Annotated in this window: 25 protein-coding genes; 17 read left to right on the forward strand and 8 right to left on the reverse strand. The window is 66.2% G+C overall.

Annotated features, from left to right (window positions below; genetic code table 11):
* The first annotated feature begins 20 nt into the window (after positions 1-20).
* Both QX041_RS31535 and QX041_RS31540 read left to right on the forward strand, forming a co-directional pair.
* Complete coding sequence (locus tag QX041_RS31535; protein ID WP_315715906.1) at positions 21-794, forward strand: GyrI-like domain-containing protein; 774 nt, start codon at positions 21-23, stop codon at positions 792-794.
* A gap of 5 nt (positions 795-799) precedes the next feature.
* Entirely contained in the window at positions 800-1,510 is a 711-nt protein-coding gene (locus QX041_RS31540) for an SIMPL domain-containing protein (protein WP_316167779.1), read from the forward strand.
* A gap of 212 nt (positions 1,511-1,722) precedes the next feature.
* Here QX041_RS31540 and QX041_RS31545 read toward each other — a convergent pair whose 3' ends face one another.
* Entirely contained in the window at positions 1,723-2,715 is a 993-nt protein-coding gene (locus QX041_RS31545; protein ID WP_315750616.1) for an MBL fold metallo-hydrolase, read from the reverse strand.
* Positions 2,716-3,051: 336 nt separating this feature from the next.
* On the opposite strand from QX041_RS31545, the gene ffh reads away from it, so the two are divergent.
* The 7 genes from ffh to QX041_RS31580 all read left to right on the forward strand — a co-directional run bounded on the left by ffh (position 3,052) and on the right by QX041_RS31580 (position 9,516).
* Positions 3,052-4,599 carry a signal recognition particle protein gene (gene ffh / locus QX041_RS31550; protein ID WP_316167780.1) on the forward strand — a complete coding sequence of 516 codons (1,548 nt, stop codon included), beginning with the start codon at positions 3,052-3,054 and terminating at the stop codon, positions 4,597-4,599.
* A gap of 170 nt (positions 4,600-4,769) precedes the next feature.
* The gene (gene rpsP, locus QX041_RS31555) at positions 4,770-5,102 is read left to right on the forward strand and encodes a 30S ribosomal protein S16 (protein ID WP_008964221.1); all 333 of its coding nucleotides are present in this window, start codon (positions 4,770-4,772) and stop codon (positions 5,100-5,102) included.
* 127 nt (positions 5,103-5,229) lie between these two features.
* A complete protein-coding gene (gene rimM / locus QX041_RS31560) occupies positions 5,230-5,823 on the forward strand; it encodes a ribosome maturation factor RimM (RefSeq protein WP_315715902.1) in 594 nt (197 codons plus the stop codon).
* Positions 5,824-6,020: 197 nt separating this feature from the next.
* Positions 6,021-6,797 (forward strand): tRNA (guanosine(37)-N1)-methyltransferase TrmD, encoded by a 777-nt coding sequence (gene trmD, locus QX041_RS31565; RefSeq protein ID WP_315750614.1) that lies wholly within the window; start codon positions 6,021-6,023, stop codon positions 6,795-6,797.
* A 109-nt stretch (positions 6,798-6,906) separates the two neighbouring features.
* Positions 6,907-7,290 carry a 50S ribosomal protein L19 gene (gene rplS / locus QX041_RS31570; RefSeq protein ID WP_015663536.1) on the forward strand — a complete coding sequence of 128 codons (384 nt, stop codon included), beginning with the start codon at positions 6,907-6,909 and terminating at the stop codon, positions 7,288-7,290.
* A gap of 411 nt (positions 7,291-7,701) precedes the next feature.
* Entirely contained in the window at positions 7,702-9,108 is a 1,407-nt protein-coding gene (gene leuC, locus QX041_RS31575; RefSeq protein WP_315750613.1) for a 3-isopropylmalate dehydratase large subunit, read from the forward strand.
* Between the two features lie 192 nt (positions 9,109-9,300).
* Positions 9,301-9,516 carry a hypothetical protein gene (locus QX041_RS31580; RefSeq protein WP_315750612.1) on the forward strand — a complete coding sequence of 72 codons (216 nt, stop codon included), beginning with the start codon at positions 9,301-9,303 and terminating at the stop codon, positions 9,514-9,516.
* Positions 9,517-9,599: 83 nt separating this feature from the next.
* Here QX041_RS31580 and QX041_RS31585 read toward each other — a convergent pair whose 3' ends face one another.
* The 4 genes from QX041_RS31585 to QX041_RS31600 all read right to left on the reverse strand — a co-directional run bounded on the left by QX041_RS31585 (position 9,600) and on the right by QX041_RS31600 (position 11,801).
* Positions 9,600-10,250, reverse strand: a complete 651-nt coding sequence (locus QX041_RS31585; RefSeq protein ID WP_315750611.1) for a hypothetical protein — start codon at positions 10,248-10,250, stop codon at positions 9,600-9,602.
* 316 nt (positions 10,251-10,566) lie between these two features.
* Positions 10,567-10,842, reverse strand: coding sequence for a hypothetical protein (locus tag QX041_RS31590; RefSeq protein WP_316167781.1), 276 nt, complete (start codon positions 10,840-10,842; stop codon positions 10,567-10,569).
* 94 nt (positions 10,843-10,936) lie between these two features.
* The gene (locus QX041_RS31595) at positions 10,937-11,206 is read right to left on the reverse strand and encodes a hypothetical protein (protein ID WP_315715894.1); all 270 of its coding nucleotides are present in this window, start codon (positions 11,204-11,206) and stop codon (positions 10,937-10,939) included.
* A gap of 286 nt (positions 11,207-11,492) precedes the next feature.
* The gene (locus QX041_RS31600; RefSeq protein ID WP_316167820.1) at positions 11,493-11,801 is read right to left on the reverse strand and encodes a hypothetical protein; all 309 of its coding nucleotides are present in this window, start codon (positions 11,799-11,801) and stop codon (positions 11,493-11,495) included.
* 141 nt (positions 11,802-11,942) lie between these two features.
* Between QX041_RS31600 and QX041_RS31605 the strand changes: the two genes are divergently transcribed.
* The 5 genes from QX041_RS31605 to QX041_RS31625 all read left to right on the forward strand — a co-directional run bounded on the left by QX041_RS31605 (position 11,943) and on the right by QX041_RS31625 (position 14,851).
* Positions 11,943-12,341 carry a metallopeptidase family protein gene (locus tag QX041_RS31605; protein WP_315750608.1) on the forward strand — a complete coding sequence of 133 codons (399 nt, stop codon included), beginning with the start codon at positions 11,943-11,945 and terminating at the stop codon, positions 12,339-12,341.
* Positions 12,342-12,431: 90 nt separating this feature from the next.
* Positions 12,432-13,034 carry a 3-isopropylmalate dehydratase small subunit gene (gene leuD / locus QX041_RS31610; protein ID WP_315715892.1) on the forward strand — a complete coding sequence of 201 codons (603 nt, stop codon included), beginning with the start codon at positions 12,432-12,434 and terminating at the stop codon, positions 13,032-13,034.
* Between the two features lie 81 nt (positions 13,035-13,115).
* Positions 13,116-13,916, forward strand: coding sequence for a hypothetical protein (locus QX041_RS31615; RefSeq protein ID WP_315715891.1), 801 nt, complete (start codon positions 13,116-13,118; stop codon positions 13,914-13,916).
* A 112-nt stretch (positions 13,917-14,028) separates the two neighbouring features.
* Positions 14,029-14,445, forward strand: coding sequence for a DUF6455 family protein (locus QX041_RS31620; protein WP_315715890.1), 417 nt, complete (start codon positions 14,029-14,031; stop codon positions 14,443-14,445).
* A gap of 34 nt (positions 14,446-14,479) precedes the next feature.
* Complete coding sequence (locus tag QX041_RS31625) at positions 14,480-14,851, forward strand: cytochrome c (RefSeq protein ID WP_316167782.1); 372 nt, start codon at positions 14,480-14,482, stop codon at positions 14,849-14,851.
* A gap of 4 nt (positions 14,852-14,855) precedes the next feature.
* On the opposite strand, the gene QX041_RS31630 is transcribed toward QX041_RS31625, so the two are convergent.
* Positions 14,856-15,734: a CoA ester lyase gene (locus tag QX041_RS31630; protein WP_315715888.1), complete on the reverse strand. Its 879-nt coding sequence runs from the start codon at positions 15,732-15,734 to the stop codon at positions 14,856-14,858.
* A gap of 101 nt (positions 15,735-15,835) precedes the next feature.
* Here QX041_RS31630 and QX041_RS31635 point away from each other — a divergent pair, with 101 nt between their 5' ends.
* Positions 15,836-16,480 carry a carbonic anhydrase gene (locus QX041_RS31635; RefSeq protein WP_315715887.1) on the forward strand — a complete coding sequence of 215 codons (645 nt, stop codon included), beginning with the start codon at positions 15,836-15,838 and terminating at the stop codon, positions 16,478-16,480.
* Between the two features lie 66 nt (positions 16,481-16,546).
* On the opposite strand, the gene QX041_RS31640 is transcribed toward QX041_RS31635, so the two are convergent.
* Both QX041_RS31640 and QX041_RS31645 read right to left on the reverse strand, forming a co-directional pair.
* Positions 16,547-17,089, reverse strand: a complete 543-nt coding sequence (locus QX041_RS31640; protein ID WP_316167783.1) for a TIGR00645 family protein — start codon at positions 17,087-17,089, stop codon at positions 16,547-16,549.
* A gap of 34 nt (positions 17,090-17,123) precedes the next feature.
* Positions 17,124-18,158: an aspartate-semialdehyde dehydrogenase gene (locus tag QX041_RS31645; RefSeq protein WP_315715885.1), complete on the reverse strand. Its 1,035-nt coding sequence runs from the start codon at positions 18,156-18,158 to the stop codon at positions 17,124-17,126.
* A gap of 114 nt (positions 18,159-18,272) precedes the next feature.
* Here QX041_RS31645 and QX041_RS31650 point away from each other — a divergent pair, with 114 nt between their 5' ends.
* Both QX041_RS31650 and QX041_RS31655 read left to right on the forward strand, forming a co-directional pair.
* Positions 18,273-19,073, forward strand: coding sequence for a hypothetical protein (locus QX041_RS31650; RefSeq protein ID WP_316167784.1), 801 nt, complete (start codon positions 18,273-18,275; stop codon positions 19,071-19,073).
* A 228-nt stretch (positions 19,074-19,301) separates the two neighbouring features.
* Positions 19,302-19,685 carry a hypothetical protein gene (locus QX041_RS31655; protein ID WP_316167786.1) on the forward strand — a complete coding sequence of 128 codons (384 nt, stop codon included), beginning with the start codon at positions 19,302-19,304 and terminating at the stop codon, positions 19,683-19,685.
* Positions 19,686-20,481: the final 796 nt, after the last annotated feature.

Genomic DNA, 20,481 nt, shown 5'->3' on the forward strand with positions numbered 1-20,481 from the left:
GGCCACTGGAGAATAGTCGAATGAATCTCAGCACTTTCCGCCTCGTTCTGGCCGTGAGCTCGGTCGCGCTCCTGCTCGGCGGCACGTTCGCCCGGGCCCAGGCGCCGTCGGCCTCGCCGGCTCCGGCGGCCTCAGCCACGCCCGCACCGGCCCCGAGCGCGCTACCGGCGCCGGTGGCGCCGGCCTCTCCTGCGCCTGCCGCGTCGGCCAGTCCGGCGCCCGCGACCAGCCCGACGCCGGCCGCCAGCGCGAGCCCCTCGCCGTCGTCATCTCCGACCGCGGCCCAGTCCCCGGCCACGACGCCGCCGCAGGCCGCGGCGCCGGCCCAGGCGGCCGACGCCTTCGGCGACGAGATCAAGCTCGAGGCGAAGAAGGTCGTCCTCGTCAAGGGCACCGCGAATTGGGACAATGCGTTCGACACGCTGATCGACTCCTTCAAATCGCTGTCGGCCACGCTGGACAAGCAGGGCATCAAGCCCGCCGGCAACGGCATGATCGTCTACACCTCGACCGACGACACCGGCTTCACCTTCCTGGCCGAGATGCCGGTCGAGCAGGAGCCGAAGACGCTCGGCAAGGGGATGAGCATCGGCCAGTCGCCCGAGGGCAAGGCGCTGAAGTTCGTCCATCGCGGCTCCTACGACAACATGGACAACACCTACGAGGCGATCACCAACCACCTCGACGAGCGCCGGCTGGAGGCCAAGGACACCTTCATCGAGGAGTACCTGACCGACCCCTTGAAGACGGCCGAGGACAAGCTCGTCATCAACGTCTACGTGCCGCTGAAGTGAGCACCATGATCATCAGACCCATCCTCGCGGTCGCGCTCGCGACCAGCTTCGCAATGCCCGCCCTCGCGGATGACATCGCCCGGCAGGACACGCCGGCGATCACCGTCAGCGGCGAAGCCAGCGTGTCGGCGCCGCCGGATCTGGCGCAGATCGACGCCGGCGTGGCATCCGACGCCAAGACCGCGCGCGAGGCCGCCGAGGCCAACAACGCCGCCATGGCCAAGGTGCTGCAGGCGCTGAAGGCGGCCGGGATCGCCGACAAGGACTATCAGACCTCGCGGCTGTCGCTGCAGCCGCAATATGCGCAGAACCGGCCGGCCCAGCCGGCGGTGACCGGCTATCGCGCCAGCAATCGCGTCACCATCAAGCTGCGCGACGTCGCCAAGGTCGCCAGCGTGATCGATACGCTGGTCGCGGCCGGCGCCAACGATGCCGGCAACATCTATTTCAGCGTCGCCGAGCCATCCAAGCTGCTCGACCAGGCGCGCGAGAAGGCCGTCGCAGACGCCCGCCGCAAGGCCGAGATCTATGCCAAGGCCGCCGGCGTGACGCTGGGTCAGCCGCTCAGCATCTCCGAGGATGGCGCGCCCGCCCCGGTGTTCCGCGCCAAGACCTTTGCCGCACCGATGGCCGCGACGCCGACACCGGTGGCGCAGGGCGAGGAGACGCTGTCGATCACGGTCAACGTGACCTGGGCGATCAAGCCGGGGCAGTAAGGCGGCCTCACGCCCGCGCGGCGCATTGTGCGTCGTGGCAGCCGACAACGTAGCTACAAACTCGGTGTCGTCCCGGCCTTGAGCCGGGACCCATACTCCGCGGCGGTAATTGTCGCGCGAGATGGAGCTGCCAGCCTTCACAACATTGAATTCGGTGTTTATGGGTCCCGGCTCAAGGCCAGGACGACATCTGTTTTGTGGCGGCGGCCTGCTTAGATCTCCACCACCTGTCCTGGCTTGAGCACACCAAACCGCTCGCGCGGGATGCCGGCCTGGTCGAGCGCGGCGTGCAGGGCGCGCACTGGCGCGTCGATCGCCTCGTCCGTCAGTTGGAACGTGCCGTGGTGATGCGCCAGCGCGGCCTCCGCGCCGCAATCCTGCAGCGCCTGCACGGCATCCTCGGGGTTCATGTGCTGGTCGCGCATGAACCAGCGCGGCTCGTAGGCGCCGATCGGCAGGATCGCGAGCCTGATCGGCGCGTGCTGCTCCGCCACGCGGCGGAAATGCTTGCCCGTGCCGTAACCGGAATCGCAGACGATGTAGACCCTGCCGCGCGGCGTCTCCAGCACGAAGCTCGCCCACAGCGCCTTGTTGCGGTCGAACAGGCCGCGCGCCGTCCAGTGCCGCGTCGGCACCAGGGTCACGGCGACCTCCTCGTTCAGCGTCACGCGATCGTGCCAGTCATAGGCCTCGGCGCGGATCTTGGAGTCAGCGTCGATCATCGTAAGGTCGTTGCCCAGCGGCGTGACGACCCGCGGCGAAAATCGCGCGGTCAGCTTCGACAACGTCCGGATGTCGAGATGATCGTAATGCCCATGCGACACCAGCACGACGTCGATATGCGGCAGCCCCTCAAAGGCGATGCCGGGATCATTGTGCCGCCGGGGACCGGCGAACGCGAATGGCGACACCCGCTCCGACCAGACAGGATCGACCAGGATGTTGAGCCCGCCGGTCTGGATCAGCCAGCTGGCGTGGCCGATGAAGGACAGCCGCACTGTCTCGCCGTCGATCCGGTGCGGCGGCGTGTCGGCGTGCGGGCTCGCCGCCCAGGACGGCCAGCGGGAACGCTTGCGGTTGCGGTCGAACTGCCAGCGCAGCACCTGGGACAGGGATTTGGGCGGAACGCCGTCGGGATCGTAGAAGCGCTTGCCGTCGAAATGGTCGGTGACGGGGCCGGAATAGGTCCTGGAACGGCGCAGCAAGGTCGTCCTCGCAAGGGAAAGCTGAACTGGCGCAAGAGGTAAGCGCCCCCACAGGGTCCGGCAACGGGACGGCGAGAAGCAAGTTTCCTTGACTTTTGCGGCTGCTGAGGGTTTAACCCGGCCGAATTTCGGAAAGTTTCGTCTTTTCGAGCCACCGCCCGGCCCTGGAGGCCGGAGGTCACCGCCCGACAGCGCTGTGCGCCCTCGGGCGCAAACGTGTTTGGACTGACGGTTTCGGCCGACGGGCCGAGGTCTATATGGTCGTCATGGGCCGCAGCAAGCGGCGATGACGGGCGGCAATGAAGCGAGCGCCCGCAAGGGCAAAGGATAACGGCATTGTTCGACAATCTGTCGGAAAGGCTTGGCGGCATTCTCGATCGGCTGACGGGGCGTGGTTCGCTCTCGGAAGCCGATGTCGACGCCGCGATGCGCGAAGTCCGCCGGGCGCTGCTCGAGGCCGACGTCGCGCTGGAGGTTGTCCGCAGCTTCACCGAGCGCGTGCGCGAGCAGGCGATCGGCGCCACCGTCGTCAAGTCGGTCACCCCCGGCCAGATGGTCGTCAAGATCGTCCATGACGAGCTGGTCAAGACGCTCGGCGACGACGGCCAGACCATCGACCTCAACGCCGTGCCGCCGGTGCCGATCATGATGGTCGGCCTGCAGGGCTCCGGCAAGACGACCACCACCGCCAAGCTCGCGCGCCGCATGGTCCAGCGCGACAAGCGCAAGGTGCTGATGGCCTCGCTCGACGTCTACCGTCCGGCCGCCATGGAGCAGCTCGCGGTGCTCGGCCGCGACCTGGACATCCCGACGCTGCCGATCGTGGCCGGCCAGATGCCGCCGCAGATCGCACGCCGCGCCATCGAGGCCGCCAAGCTCGGCGGCTACGACGTGGTGCTGCTCGACACCGCCGGCCGCACCACGCTGGACGAGGACATGATGAAGGAGGCCGCCGAGATCAAGGCGGTCGCCAACCCGCACGAGGTGCTGCTGGTCGCGGATTCGCTGACCGGCCAGGACGCCGTCAATCTCGCCCGCGCCTTCGACCAGCGCGTCGGCCTCACCGGCATCGCGCTGACCCGTATCGACGGCGACGGACGCGGCGGTGCGGCGCTGTCGATGCGCGCGGTCACCGGCAAGCCGATCAAGCTGCTCGGCACCGGCGAAAAGACCGACGCGCTCGAAGACTTCTATCCCTCGCGCATCGCCGGCCGCATCCTCGGCATGGGCGACATCGTCTCGCTGGTCGAGAAGGCCGCGGCGAACATCGACGCCGAGAAGGCCGCACGCACCGCCGAGCGGATGCGCAAGGGCCAGTTCGACCTCAACGACATGCGCGAGCAACTGCAGCAGATGGCGCAGATGGGCGGCATCGGCGGGCTGATGGGCATGATGCCCGGCATCTCGAAGATGAAGAACCAGATCGCGGCCGCCGGCATCGACGACAAGATCCTAAAGCGCCAGGTCGCGATCATCGATTCGATGACGCGCGAGGAGCGCAAGCATCCCGACCTGCTCAAGGCCAGCCGCAAGAAGCGCATCGCGGCCGGCTCCGGCCAGAGCGTCGAGCACGTCAACAAGCTGCTCAAGATGCACCGGAACATGGCCGACGTGATGAAGGCCATGGGCTCAGGCAAGCGCGGCCCGCTGGCCGGCATCGCCCAGGCGATGGGTTTTGGCGGCGGTGGCGGCATGCCCTCGCCGGATCAGCTCAAGGCGCTTGCGGAAAAAATGCCGGGTGGCATGCCCGGCGGACTGCCGAATTTGCCGAAGGATCTGCCCGCCGGCCTGCGCGGCGGCCTACCGAACCTCCCCGGCCTCACCGGTCTCAGCGGCAAGCCGACTCTGCCGGGCCTCGGCCTTCCTCCGGGGAAGAAGAAATAATGAGGATCATCCGCTCCTCTTTCCATTCGTCATTCCGGGGCGCGCGCAGCGCGAGCCCGGAATCCATACGCACGATCGTGGTTATGGATTCCGGGCTCACCGCTTCGCGGTGCCCCGGAATGACGGCTTAGCTGACATCAACTCATCAGAAGACACTCAGGAGAACCTACATGTCCGTCGTCATCCGTCTCGCCCGTGCCGGCACCAAGAAGCGCCCGGTCTATCACGTCGTCGTCGCCGACTCGCGCTTCCCGCGTGACGGCCGCTTCATCGAACGTCTCGGCTACTTCAATCCGCTGATGCCGAAGGACAACGAGGCACGCCTCAAGCTGGACATGGAGAAGGTGAAGGGCTGGCTCGCCAAGGGCGCGCAGCCGTCCGACCGCGTCGCCCGCTTCCTCGACGCCGCCGGCGTCAAGAAGCGCGAAGCCCGCCAGAACCCGATCAAGGCCGTGCCGCGCAAGGAGCGCAAGGCGCAGGCCGAAGCCGCCGCCAAGGGCTAAGGTCGTTGACGAGCGCGGCCTCATGCTTCCAGATGCACGGCTTGCGCCGTGCTCCCTTGCATGAGGAACTGGCTCCTCCTCCTGAGGAGCGCGCGTTCGAGCGCGTCTCGAAGGACGAGGCACGCTGATGTCCAAGCTCATCTGTGTCGCCAGAATCGGCGCCGCGCATGGCGTGCGCGGCGAGGTTCGCTTATGGACCTTCACCGAGGATCCGCTGGCCGTGCTGCATTACGGCCCGCTCACGACCAAGGACGGCAGCCGTTCGTTCGAGGTCGCGAAGGCGCGCGAGGCCAAGGACCATCTGGTCGCAGCCATCAAGGGCGTCACCGACCGCAATGCGGCCGAACGCCTCAACGGGCTCGAGCTCTACGTGCCCAGAGACCGCCTGCCCGAGACGGCTGACGACGAATACTACCACGCCGACCTGATCGGCCTCGCCGCGGAGACCGCTGACGGCGCGCAGCTCGGCCGCGTGCTCGCCATCCATAATTTCGGCGCCGGCGACATCATCGAGATCGCCCCGCCCTCGGGCAGCACGTTGCTGCTGCCGTTCACCAATGCCGTGGTGCCGACGGTCGATCTTGCCGGCGGCCGCGTGATCATCGAGCTGCCGGCGGAGATCGAGGGCGAGGATGAAGCCGCGGATGAACCGGCTTCCGCTGAAGATGACGCTGCCGCCGCACCCTCCGCTCGTCGTCCCCGCGAAAGCGGGGACCCATAGCCACCGCAGCTGATTGGCTTGCGCGGGACTGGCCGCATGCCTCGTTTCGACATCACGCGGTATGGGTCCCGAATCGGCGCCGCGACGCGCTGACGCGCGTCACGCTTGTCCGGGACGACACCGGTGTCGAGGTCGCAAGAGCCGGCAATGCATCCAGGGCTCGATCTCGCAACCTGGGTACCTTAACACAGAGCATCATGACGACTTCGCCCCCATCCCCAGTCGCACCTTGGCGCGCCACCGTGCTGACGCTGTTCCCGGAGATGTTTCCCGGGCCGCTCGGCGTCAGCCTGGCCGGCCGCGCGCTGGCCTCCGGCATCTGGTCGTTGGAGGCGCGCGACATCAGGGCCTCCGCCACCGACAAGCACCGTAGCGTCGATGACACGCCGGCCGGCGGTGGCCCCGGCATGGTGCTGCGCGCGGACGTGCTGGCAGCCGCGATCGACGCGGCGGCGATCGATCCGGAGCGGCCGAAGCTGCTGATGAGCCCGCGTGGCCGGCCGTTGACCCAGGCCTTCGTCCGCGAGCTCGCGGCCGGTCCGGGCCCGCTGATCGTCTGCGGTCGCTTCGAAGGCGTCGACCAGCGCGTCATCGATGCCCGCTCGCTGACCGAGGTCTCGATCGGCGACTACGTGCTGTCGGGCGGCGAGATCGCCGCCCTGGTGCTGATCGACGCCTGCGTCCGGCTGCTTCCGGGCGTGATGGGCAAGCTCGAATCGGGCACCGACGAGAGTTTTTCCGATGGCCTACTTGAATACCCGCAATACACCCGGCCCCAACTATTCGAAGGCCGGACCATTCCGGATGTGCTCACCTCGGGTGACCACGCCAAGGTCGCCGCTTGGCGCCGCGCCCAGGCCGAGGCGCTGACTGAAGCGCGAAGGCCGGATTTGTGGGCCGAATGGCAGGGGCGCGACGGCCGAGAACAAAGAGGGACCGGCCAAAAAGAGCCAAAAAGCACGACAGACGGGTGACAAGCCTCGCGCTTTGGCTTATAGGAGCGCCCAATTCCGCAAGTGACGGCAGGAACAAGCGCAGCCCCCGCGTGACCCGGCTGGGCGCGCCGCCGATGGAGATTTACCCGTGAACCTGATTCAGCAGCTCGAAAAAGAGCAGTTCGACAAGCTGTCCGCCAACAAGACCATTCCGGAGTTCGGCCCGGGCGACACCGTGATCGTCAACGTGAAGGTGGTCGAAGGCGAGCGCACGCGCGTGCAGGCCTATGAGGGCGTCTGCATCGGCCGGTCCGGCGGCGGCATCAACGAGAGCTTCACCGTGCGCAAGATCTCCTATGGCGAGGGCGTGGAGCGCGTGTTCCCGATCCTCTCCCCGATGATCGATTCGATCAAGGTCGTGCGCCGCGGCAAGGTGCGTCGCGCCAAGCTGTATTACCTGCGCCAGCTGCGCGGCAAGTCGGCCCGCATCGTCGAGAAGCAGGACCGGCAGCAGACCGCCGTCAACGAGTAGGCGTTGCTTTCATTGGATTGACGAAGAGCGCGGGCTGGCCCCGCGCTTTTCTGTTTTTGCGCTGCCGTCATTGCGAGCGAAGCGAAGCAATCCAGAGTCCTTGCCCCGGCCCCTGGATTGCTTCGTCGCTTCGCTCCTCGCAATGACGGCGGGCGCAAACGCATCTCGCACTCCACGGCACGCGTGCTATATACCCCCTGAAATGGTTCTAGATCGCACCAGCATGGCCTGTCGCCGCGTCGTCATCGACGATCGCCGCCGGCTGCCCGGGCGGTTCTTCGGACGCTTCGCCACCTCGGCAACATCTGAGCTTAGGCGCGCGCTGTAAGCCGCAGCGCCTCATTGCTGATTGTTCACGCGTGCCCGGCACGCGCTCAGTTTCCAACCTTCAATTCCCGGGAGCATTCGCTCATGTCGAAGCCGACCACCCTGTACGACAAGATCTGGAACGACCATCTGGTCCACGAAGCCGAGGACGGCACCTGCCTGCTCTACATCGACCGCCATCTGGTCCATGAAGTGACCTCGCCGCAGGCCTTCGAAGGCCTGCGCATGACCGGCCGCAAGGTGCACGCGCCTGAGAAGACGCTGGCCGTGGTCGATCACAACGTGCCGACCACCGACCGCTCCAAGCCGAATCCGGATCCGGAGAGCATCGAGCAGATCAAGACGCTGGCCGAGAACGCCAAGGAATTCGGCATCGAATATTACAACGAGTTCGACCGCCGCCAGGGCATCGTCCACGTGATCGGCCCGGAGCAGGGCTTCACCCTGCCCGGCACCACCATCGTCTGCGGTGACAGCCACACCTCGACGCATGGCGCGTTCGGTGCGCTGGCGCACGGCATCGGCACCTCCGAGGTCGAGCACGTGCTGGCGACACAGACGCTGATCCAGAAGAAAGCGAAGAACATGCGCGTCACGGTCGACGGCGTGCTGCCGGACGGCGTGACGGGGAAGGACATCATCCTCGCCATCATCGGCGAGATCGGCACCGCCGGCGGCACCGGCTACGTGCTGGAATATGCCGGCGAGGCGATCCGCGCGCTGTCGATGGAAGGCCGCATGACCGTGTGCAACATGTCGATCGAGGGCGGCGCCCGTGCTGGCCTTGTGGCGCCCGACCAGAAGGCGTTCGACTTCCTGCGCGGCCGTCCCAAGGCGCCGAAGGGCGCCGCCTGGGATGCGGCGATGCGCTACTGGGAGACGCTGCGCTCCGACGAGGGCGCGCATTTCGACCACGAGCTCCGGCTCGACGCCGCCAAGCTGCCGCCGATCGTGACCTGGGGCACCTCGCCCGAGGACGTGATCTCGGTGACCGGCGTGGTGCCCGATCCGGACAAGATCGCAGACGAGGCCAAGCGCATCTCCAAGCATCGCGCGTTGAAATACATGGGCCTGACCGCGGGCACGAAGATCACCGACATCAAGCTCGACCGCGTCTTCATCGGCTCGTGCACCAACGGTCGCATCGAGGATCTGCGCGCCGCAGCCAAGATCGCCGAAGGCAAGACCGTCAGCGGCCACGTCAACGCGATGGTCGTTCCGGGCTCGGGCATCGTCAAGGAGCAGGCGGAAGCCGAGGGCCTCGACAAGATCTTCATCAAGGCCGGCTTCGAATGGCGCGAGCCGGGCTGCTCGATGTGCCTCGCCATGAACCCGGACAAGCTGGCGCCAGAAGAGCGCTGCGCCTCGACCTCGAACCGCAACTTCGAGGGACGCCAGGGCTTCAAGGGCCGCACCCACCTAGTGTCGCCCGCGATGGCCGCGGCGGCCGCAATCGCAGGACACTTCGTCGACGTACGCGACTGGCGCTGACGTCATCTCGCTGCTTCACATCCGGCACGGCGGCCGGTCTACAAACGAACGCGATGGCTTCACCCAAGCCATCGCGTTTTTCATTTCACCTCAACGTCGACACAGTTCGGCAAGGGCTTCTTAAGTCTCGTCGCGCACAATCCTACCGCCGGACGCGCTGCGTCTGCAGAGGAACGTGCCGAGGAGCCTGACATGGCCGACAAGCCGGAATACGTCGACCTCATCCGTGATGCGACGCGCCAACGCCGCAAGACACCGCCCGCCAAGATCATTGCCCAGCCCGAGGCTCCGAAGGAGGAGCGGCGGTTGTCGAACTGGCCGCCCGGCCGCTTTGCCAAATGGCGCCTGGAGACGCTGGTGCCTTGGAAGCTGAGTGTGAGGAATTGGCAGTTCAAGAATTGGCTCTGACCGCCGCGCCCCACTCCATCCCCTTGAAATGAGAGAAGGACGCCGTTGGGCGCCCTTCCTGTTTTGTCGAACTTCAAGTCCCGTCAGTAGTAGCGCCAATGGTGGCGGTGGCGATGATGCCACCGGTGATAATGGCGCCAGTGATGACCTCGCCAATGCCGATAGTGGCAGATGCGGCGCGGCCCGTAGTGGGTCCAGACGACGCGGCAGCGGCGATAGGGATAGTAGTAGCCCGAGGTATAGACCGGCGCGTAGTAGCTGCGATAGCCGTAGAAGTGCCGGCGGTGATGGTGGAAGTACGGCCGGTAGGCGTAGTACGGACGATGATGATAGCCGCCGCCATGGAATGCGGGGCCGCCACCGTGGAAGACAGGACGCGGGCCACCACCGCCGAAGGCATGTCCTCCCCCATGAAACGCGGGGCTGCCGCCGCCCCTGAACATGGCGCCGCCGCCATGGAACGCCGGGCCGCCGCCTCCGCCGTGGAACGCCGGACCGCCGCGGAATCCACCACCGCCGGGATGCCCGCCACCACCGCCGCCATGGCCGCCGGGGCCTCGGACCTGAACGGTCAATACGTCCGAAGGCGTCTGCGTGGCGGAGCCGGCACCGGGACTCACCGGCGACATCGCAAGCGCAGGCCGTCCGGACGCGCCCGCCAAGACAAACAGTGTAGCCGCCGCAAGACTGAGGCGACGAGCAAGACCAGCGCGCTGGTCCTTCATCCTCATCATGGTCCCTTCTCCCTGAATGCTGTGCAACGATGGACCCATGCAGCGCCGATGCTGGTCGTCCGATCGGTGGATTGGCGCACCCCCAACATGAACGTAGAGATAGCGACGTGAATGCGGCATGAATGATGCACGTCAGTGATGCACGGTGCACGCGCATCTGCGGCGTGGCGTCGCGGCAGAGGGGATGCAAGTAAGCCTCTAAGTCGTCCTGCAACTCAGGATCACGGATGCCGACGCAACGGCTCACGTGCTGCTCGTGCGGGGACTTCGCAACTAACGACACGCAGGAAACGCAGCGCGCCTCGCCGACATGGCCTCAATGGTAGAACGGCGTGACTAGAACCAATGGCCCCGGCGGATAGGCCGGCGTGTAATCCGTGGGACGGTCGAGATAGCGCGGCACCTCTGCCGTCGACACCACGGGCTTCGATCGGCGGCCCTGCCGACGCGGGCCAGCATCCGTTACGGTCTGACGCGCCTGCGTAACGGCTGGAGCTGCGGCCACAGGAGCGGTGGCGGCGGAACTTGCGAGCAGCATCGCCACCGTGACAACGCTGATCCCGAGCCAGGTTCTGTTGACTGATGGTTTCATGGCGAACCTCGTTGCCAGCCCCCATCAACGTACAGGCCCGCAAAGCGGGCCTGTTTGATTTCGGTCATTGTCTCGATCGGATGGAAGGCGCGGCTTACCAGCGGCCGTGATGGCGATATCCGTAGTGATGCGGCCGCCAGTGATGACGCGGATGGTAGTAATGCCGAGGATAGTAGTGGCGCCGGGGATGCCAATGGCGGCGGCCATGCCAATGCGCCTGCGTGGTCTCCTGCGCCGTGCCCTGCTGCACCGCGGTCGCAGCGCCCGGATTGATCAGCGACAGCGCCTGCGCGCGTTCGGCGGGGGCAGCCATCGCGAGAACGGCGCCAACCGCCGCGATGCCCAACAGCTTCATCACAGTCATGAACTTCTCCCTCGATCGCCTGACATCACGTCCGGCACCGTACCTTCCGCCTTGTCAGTTGCCTGAAGGGCGGCCGCAGCAGCGCGACGCAGACCAGTCTCGAACGAGCGACGTGAATGGGACATGAAGACCTGCGCAGGAGCAGAATGCCGATATGTCGCGCATGGTTCCGCCGCAGTACGCGACATATCGGCACTGTGTCCGGCCGGTAACATCAGGCAACGTCGCGATCGCGACCGGATCGCGTGCGCGCTTGCCGAGCCGATCAGTGCGCGGGACCCAGGAGTCAGCCGCGTCGCCAGACGCAACTCATATGCGGGACGATCACGGTGCCGCTCGGCCGATGCTCCGGAACATAGGTGGCGTCGCATATACGAACTGCGTTCCGACCCGGGTTGAAGCGCGGCACCACGTCGGGCTGCCAATGACCCTCGTAGCGCGGATAGATCTGGATTCGTCGTTGCCGGCGCTGTGCGGAGAGATCCGTGCTCACCTCACCCTGCACGGCGCCGCGCGCGCCGGCGGGTTGCTCCGCTTGCGCTGTTGCCGAGATCGAGACCACGACCGCCGCAGCCAGCGCCGCTCCGGCCAGCACCATCGACATCTGCCTCATCTGTCCCCCAACCCCCAGTTTGCGCGTCACGGTCGCCGGTTTCATCCCCTGCGTCAACCAGCTCCGCCACACATGTCATAGAACCAAGATGCAAGATGATCAAAGCCGGGCTAGAAGGCGGCAATGTGGACAGATCTGAAAGCCCCCTCGCTCGCCGACATGGAAGTCATGGCGCACGAGATGTTCGAGCGTCTGCCCGAGCATTTTCGCAGGATGTGCGAGGGCGTCATCATCCGGGTCGACGACTTTCCGACCGAGGAGGTGCTCGACGAGATGCAGTGCGAAAGCGAGTTCGACCTGCTCGGCCTGTTCCAGGGCACGGGACTGCCGTTTCGCAGCAACGACGACCTGCCGCGCCTGCCCAACATGATCTGGCTCTATCGCCGACCGATCCTCGACTACTGGGCCGAGCACGACGAGAGCCTCGGCCACATCGTCCGCCATGTCCTGATCCACGAGATCGGCCATCATTTCGGAATGTCCGACGACGACATGGAGGCAATCGAGGCGTCCGTCGACTGACGAGCCGGCCGATAGCACCGGGATTTTGACTTTATCCGCCCTGCCGTTCGGGCTAAACAGCGGCCTGCCCGTATTCTCGAAGGTGCCCCGATGGACAAGTTCACCACGCTGGAAGGCGTCGCCGCGCCGCTGAAGATCATCAATGTCGACACCGACATGATCATCCCCAAGCAGTACCTGAAGACCATCAAGCGCACTGGCCTCGGCAAGGGCCTGTTCTCGGAGCAGCGCTACAAGGACGACGGCAGCGAGAACCCGGATTTCGTGCTCAACCAGCCGGCCTATCGCAACGCCAAGATCCTCGTCGCCGGCGACAATTTCGGCTGCGGCTCGAGCCGTGAGCACGCGCCCTGGGCGCTGCTCGACTTCGGCATCCGCTGCGTGATCTCGACCTCGTTCGGCGACATCTTCTACAATAACTGCTTCAAGAACGGCATTCTGCCGATCCGCGTGTCGCAGGCCGACCTCGACAAGCTGTTTGACGACGCCGAGCGCGGCGCCAACGCGACCTTGACGGTCGATCTCGCCAACCAGGAGATCCGCGGCCCCGACGGCGGCACCGTCAAGTTCGACATCGACCCGTTCCGCAAGCATTGCCTGCTCAACGGGCTCGACGACATCGGGCTGACGCTGGAGAAGAAGGCGTCGATCGACAGCTACGAGGCCAAGCTGGCCGAGCGCGCCTGGGCCTGAGGCCCGCCGAAGGATGGTGAGTTCGCGGGCCCCGGACCTCGTCCAGGGCCCTGTTTCGAGAGCAGCCCAGCAGGTCCGCCGTTGACGCGCGTATTGCCCGAGGTCGTCACCTTCTGGCGGGGGCCGCTCGACCGCCTGCGCCAGACCTGCCTGCGCTCGCAGCTCGCCGCCGGCCACAAGGTCACGGTCTACAGCTTCGATCCGCTGCCCGGCCTGCCCGACGGCGTCGGCAATGCCGAGGCCGAGGCGGTCCTGCCTTATGCGTTCTCCGAGCGTCTCAGGCCGCCGCAGCCGGACGGCGGCTGGCGCGATTGGACCACCTTGCAGTTCAGCGACTTCTTCCGGATGCGGCTGATGGCACAGCGGGCCGGCCTCTGGCTCGATGCCGACGTGCTGCTGCTCAGGCCGGTCGAGATCGACCCCGCCGTGCCCTATTTCGCCTGGGAGCGGCCGCGGCAGCTCGGCAACTCCGTGCTCTACCTGCCGCCGGAGGATCCGATCGTCGCCGAGTTCGCCGCGCTGATGGCGCAGGACGCGCTGACGCCGAACTGGCTTTCGCTGCGTCACCGCCTCACCTTTGCGCTGCGCCGCCTGCGCGGCGGCTCCGACCGCCTCTCGGACATCCGCGTCGCCATCTTCGGCCCTGCCGCGCTGACGGCGCTGGCCCGCCGCCATGGCTCGCTGCACCATGCGCTGCCGAAGCGCAGCTTCTACGCGGTGCATGCCGAGCCGAAGGCGTTCTTCGACCCTTCCGACTTCTCCGGCCTGATCGGCGATCCGGGTGTCATCGGCCTGCACATCTCGCCGAAGGGCCGCGGCGGCGAAGCGCCGATCCCGGGCAGCCTCTATGCCTGGGCGGCCGCACGATTTGCCCCGCGCTGACCTTTCGCCACGCAGCTTTGCGGCCGGCGCAGGACCGATTTGCTGCTTGATCTACCGCAACGTCCGCGCGTCCACCCGGTGATTGATTGCGAACAATCATCGGAGACGTGTCATGACCGTAGACGCCAAGCCTTATCCGCGGGTTCAGTTCCTGATCGATACGTTCGCGCAATGGCTCCGGCACCGGCGTGAGCTGAGCGAGATCCGGCAGCTCGACCGTGACGATTTCGAGCGTATCGCGATGGACCTCCAGGTCACGCCGGCGGATCTCGACGAGCTGGTCCGCCATGGCGAGCACGCCGCCGACGAGTTGCCGCAGATGCTGAAGGCGCTCGGCATCGACGAGGCCGCGCTGGGGCGCGCCGAGCCGCTGGTGCTGCGCGACATGGAGCGCGTCTGCGCCATGTGCAAGGACAAGCCGCGCTGCCATCGCGATCTTGCCGCCGGGACGAGTGCCGAGCACTACGAGGAATACTGCCTCAACGCCCCGACCATCGACCGCCTGGGCAGCGCCGCGGTCAAGCACTGATCGCCGCCTCCCTCCCACCCAGCGGAGCAATGCGATGAGCCTGCCGAATCTGCACCGCAACACCTGGCTCCATGTCGGCGCCGCGATCCTGCTCGCGCTCGGCGCGATGCTGCTGATCCGGCTGCACAATGCCGGCGGCGTGACGCCGGCCGCCGACAGCGTGCAGGCGGGACGCAAACTGGCGGAGGCCTGGTGCAGCAACTGCCACGCCATCGACACCAGCGGGGCGAGAGCCCAAACCACGACCGCCCCCGATTTCGTCGCGGTCGCCAACATGCCGTCGACGACCGAGCTATCGCTCAAGGTGTTCCTGCAGAGCAGCCACCCGACGATGCCGAACGTCATTCTGACGGCCGAGCAGCGCGGCGACCTCGTCAACTACATCCTCAGTCTCCGCCGCACCTGACGCCTCACTTCGCCACCGCCGCGATCGCATCGGCGATCGCGATCGTGCGTCGCGCCATCTCGGCATGCAGCCGCTCGACCATGCGGCCGTCGATCTGGATCGCGCCGCGCGAGGCATTCTCCGGCAGCTCGAACGCAGCGATGATCTTGCGTGCCGCAGCGACCTCGTCGGCCGGCGGCGTGAAGATCGCGTTGCAGGCGTCGATCTGGCCGGGATGGATCAGCGTCTTGCCGTCGAAGCCGAGATCGCGGGCCTGGATGCATTCCTGCGCGAATCCGTCGGTGTTGGCGAAATCGCTGTAAGGCCCGTCCAGAATCTCCAGCCCATGGGCGCGCGTCGCCAGGATGCAGTGGCTGATCATCGGCAGCATCGTGGAGCGGCCCGGCAGCATCCGGATGCGAGTCTCGCGCGAGATGTCGTTGGGTCCGAACACGAAGCCGGCGAGCCGCGAGCCTTCCTCGTGCACGGTGGCCGCGAGCAGATCGGCATCGAGCACGGCACGCGCCGTCTCGATCATCGCCCATACCTTCAGCGCGGGATCGGCGCCGACCTCGGCCAAGCGATCCGTGACCAGGCGAAGGTCCTCGACGGTCGACACCTTGGGAACGAGGATGCCGTCGGTCGCCGCCTGTCCGGCCATGGCGACGTCGTCGCGCCACCACGTCGTATCCAGGCTGTTGATCCGGATCAGCAGTTCCCGCTTGCCGTAGCCGTCGGCCGCCACCGCCTTGGCGATCTGGTCGCGGGCGGCGGCCTTGGCGTCCGGCGCCACCGAATCCTCGAGATCGAGGATCAGCCCGTCGGCCGGCAGGTTCCGCCCCTTCTCCAGCGCGCGCGCATTGGAGCCGGGCATGAACAGGAGACTGCGGCGCGGGCGGATCATTTCGGCGTTTCCCTTGGTTTATCGACGCGGCCCGCGATACCATTTCGGGGGCCGGCCCGAAAGGCTTGTTCCCGGAAGCCGCATGTGTTTAGGCAAGGCCCATGATCTCGTTTCCGCAACGCCTGCTCGAAGGCTATCGCGCCTTCGCCACCCAACGCCTGCCGACCGAACAGAGCCGTTACCTCGAGCTCTCGGAGCGCGGCCAGTCGCCCGAAGTGATGGTGATCGGCTGCTGCGACTCGCGCGTCTCGCCCGAGGTGATCTTCGACGTCGGCCCCGGCGAATTGTTCGTGCTGCGCAACATCGCCAACCTGGTGCCGATCTATCAGCCGGACGCCAACGCGCACGGCGTGTCGGCGGCGCTGGAATATGCCGTCACCGTGCTGAAGGTGAAGCACATCGTCATCCTGGGCCACGCCCAGTGCGGCGGCATCCGCGCCTTCGTCGACAAGGCGGCGCCGCTGTCCCCGGGCGACTTCATCGGCCGCTGGATGTCGATGTTCATCAAGCCCGGCGAGGTCGTCGAACAGCGCACGCATGAGAGTTTCCAGGACTTCGTCACCCGGATCGAGAAGGCCGCGGTGTTCCGCAGCCTCGAGAACCTGATGACCTTCCCATTCGTGCGCAGCCGCGTCGAGGCCGGTGATTTGCAGCTCCACGGCGCCTATTTCGGCGTCTCCGAGGGCTCGCTGTTCGTGCTCGACAAGGCCAGCAAGGAATTCAAGAGCGCGCGCGCTGGCGAATAGCGAATGGGGAGTAGCGAGTAGTTCACCTGCCCTATTCGCCATTCGCGCCTCGCTATTCGCCGCCCATCAATGGTCACCCGACCAGCGGTCCGACAGCGCCAACATCAGGGTCGACACCACGAAGGTCATGTGCACGCCGACCAGCCAGGCGAGCTTGGTCGAGTCGTAGCCGGCGTCGAGATTCATGAACGCCTTCAAGAGCTGGATCGCCGAGATCGCGACGATCGAGGCGAGCAGCTTCTGCTTCAGTCCGGCGAAATCGACCTTGGTCATCCATTCCGGCCAGTCGGGATGGCCGCCGGGATCGATGCGCGAGACGAAGTTCTCATAGCCGGAGAACACCACGATCAGCACCAGGTTGCCGGTCAGGCAGACGTCGATCAGGCTGAGCACGCCGAGGATGATGTCGCTCTCCCTGGCGGTCGGCAGGTGGACGATGTTCTCCCACAGCAGCAGCACGAACTTGAACAGCAGGACGACGAGGCTGACGACGAGGCCGACATAGAACGGCGCCATCAGCCAGCGGCTCTTGAACAGGAAGCCTTCGAGCCCGCGCTCGAGCGGACCCGGCGCGTGCCTGGCGGCGTCCGGCGTCGTCTTCTCGCTCATTGCGTTCCGCGCCTCACCCTGACGACGTCTCCGCTCAGGCCGCCTTCTTCTTGGCCGTGATCAGCTTGCGGTTGATCAGGACCTCCGCGATCTGGATCGCGTTCAGCGCCGCGCCCTTGCGCAGATTGTCGGACACGCACCAGAAGGCGAGGCCGTTCTCGACCGTGCCGTCCTCGCGGATGCGGCTGATATAGGTCGCGTCCTCGCCGGCCGCCTCGTAGGGCGTCACGTAGCCGCCCGGCTCGTGCTTGTCGATGACGAGGCAGCCCGGCGCATTGCGCAGGATGTTGCGGGCCTCGTCCGCCGTGATCGGATTCTCGAACTCGACATTGACGGCTTCGGAGTGACCGACGAACACCGGCACGCGCACGCAGGTCGCGGTCAGCTTGATCTTCGGATCCAGGATCTTCTTGGTCTCCATCATCATCTTCCACTCTTCCTTGGTGAAGCCGTCTTCCATGAAGACGTCGATCTGCGGAATGACGTTGAAGGCGATGCGCTTGGGGAACTTCTTATTGACCAGCTCGTCGTTGGTGTAGACGGCCTTGGTCTGCGAGAACAATTCGTCCATCGCATCCTTGCCGGCGCCGGACACCGACTGATAGGTCGACACCACGACGCGCTTGATCTTGGCCTTGTCGTGCAGCGGCTTCAGCGCGACGACGAGCTGGGCGGTCGAGCAGTTCGGATTGGCGATGATGTTCTTCTTGTTGAAGCCGGCGGCGGCGTCGGCATTCACCTCCGGCACGATCAGCGGCACGTCGGGATCCATGCGCCAAGCCGACGAGTTGTCGATCACGACAGCGCCGGCGGCGCCGATCTTGGGCGACCACTCCTTCGACACCGAACCGCCGGCCGACATCAGGCAGATGTCGACATCGGCAAAATCGTAGTGCTCGAGCGCTTTGACCTTCAGCGTGCGGTCGCCATAGGACACCTCGACGCCGACGCTGCGGCGTGAGGCCAGCGCCACGACCTCGTCCGCCGGGAATTGCCGCTCGTCGAGAATATTGAGCATTTCCCGCCCGACATTGCCGGTCGCGCCGACCACTGCGACTTTGTAACCCATCGTTCACTCTCCGAAGAAATATGGCCGGCCGCGCGTGTCAGCGGAAACCGAAGCGGCAGCGCTTCTATGCGAGAAACGTCCCTGACACAACGTTACCACGACGTCTCGCATTCGATGCAGTCCAATTCGGCCAGAACAGCCGCAGCGCCCCGATCCGGGTCCGTCCTGCAAGGGCTCAAGAGCTTCGCGGACGAGGTCTGCGGCACCTTTGCGCGCCTGTTCGCCTATGTGGGGGCTCTGGCGCTGATCGCCATGCTCGGGGTCGCCGGCTGGAATCATCTCAACGACGGCGACGCTTTGCCCGGCCGCGCCGGCTGGACCTTGGCCGACGCCGCAGTGCCGGCGTTCTCGCTTCGTCTCACCGACCAGCCCGACAGGACCGCCACCTACACCGTGCTCATCCACCCGGAAGGCGGCCGCAAGGACGTGTTGCGCTGGGGCGAACCCGCCGATCGCCCCGCTGCCGAGCTCGAGGTCTACCGGTTCGGATCGGAGCGCGATGCAAGGCATGATCCCCGGGCCGATCTCGCGGTCCGGATGGGGCGCAACTCCGCCTCCGAGCTCGAGACCGCCGGCGTGATCGACAGCCGGTTCGGCCCCGTCAGTCTGGTTCGCCGGGCCGGGGCTCCCGAGGGCGCCGGAGCCTGCCTCGGCTTTCTCAAGACCATCGCCGAGCCGAGCTTGCGGATCTCCGGCTGGTCGTGCCAGGGCGTGACGATGCCGATGCGCCGCGCCATGGTCGGGTGCATGCTCAACCGGCTGACCCTGCTGGCGCCCGACCAGCACCGGGCCCTGAGCCAGCTGTTCATGGGGTCCGATCAGCGGCGCGGCGGCTGCGACGAACCCGCCATCGCCAGCGGCAGCGCCGATTGGGTGACGTCGACCGCCAATCCGAGGCTGCGCGGCGCCTTGTGAATGTCTGCCTGCGTCCGGATGTTGCTGGGCGTGACCGCGCCCAATTCGGGCGTCCACATCGGCAGCCAAGTGACGGATTTTGATGCAACTTTCCCGCCACAGCGGGAATTTATCTTCGGTGCGGCCGCGGGAATGACCTTGTGATGCCACAGCCGACCCAGATATTGTGCGGGCCAAATCATGCGCATGGCGAGCGCCCGCCCCTTTTGGCGCGAGGAAGAGGACGTGATGATCGAATTTCCTGCTGCGACCCGGGTCATGGCCTTGGCGGTGATCGCCGCGACGGGCCTTGCCGTCACGTCTCTTGCCGCCACCTCGGCGGATGCCGCCACCACCAAGCGCCGCGTGACGACCACCTATAGCAACGGCAATCCGAACTATTCCTACCAGTCCGGCCCGCGCACCCGCATCTACATCACCCGCCGCTCGTTCCTCGACGGCGGCACCGAGGTGCTGCCGGGCGACCGCAAGTTCTCGGATTACGCGTTCCCGCCGGCCGTCGGCTATCCGTCGTTCGCCCGCGAGAACCTGAACCGCCCGATCGACCGTCAGCCGCTGATGGCGCCGTCCGATCTCGGTGGCTATCCGACCCGGATTCCGATCCCCTACTGAGGGCGGCCGCATCGTCAGATCATCAAGGCCGGGCCCCGCCCGGCTTTTTGTTGTTTTGCCGCGCTGACATTCCATCGCGTCGTCATCGATCATGAGCTGGTCACTGCTCGATTTCGAACGTGTGAGACGACCGTTCGGAGACATGGCTGACACATCGCTACACGCCGATGGAGGCCAGCCTGCTCCACCCCTCAGTGTCATCCCGGCGAACGCCGGATCCATAACCACCGGCCGGCATGACCCCCCGGTCTCATCGCTCCAGCGTGCCTCACACCCCTGTCGGGGAGTCTGGGTCCCAGCGTTCGCCGGGACGACACCGGAATTTTCGGCACGACTGGTCATCCTCGCACCCGCTTTCGCGTCCGAGTCTTTGCTCGTCTGATCGCCCTCTCCTTGCAGAGGGCGCAGGGAAGGCCGGGCCTCGGCTGAGGCCCGTGGCCCCCGTGCGGAAAAAATGCACGGGGCAGGAACCACAGGTACAGCCGAATCGACCCGGCCTTCCCTGCGCGATGGTTTTCACGCTTACTCTACGCTCTCCCCGGTGTCCGGCCTGTTAGCCACCGTCGTCGTCGGGATCATCGCCCTTCCGACTTGGCGCCAGCATCGGGGCGCCAGGACCACGCAGCTTCACGTCCGCAAGAGTCTCGTTCGTCCGCATGCCCCTAGGACATGCTGCGAGCCCTCGCGGCCACCGCATTCCCGCCTCACGCCTCCTGACGATCGCGAAACGTCCCTCGCAAGCGAAGCGGGATGGAGGGAGAAGACCATGGATTCTGGAAAAACGAAAGTGGAATTT

The organism is Bradyrhizobium sp. SZCCHNRI2009, from assembly GCF_032485115.1.
In the GTDB taxonomy this organism is placed as follows: Bacteria; Pseudomonadota; Alphaproteobacteria; order Rhizobiales; family Xanthobacteraceae; genus Bradyrhizobium.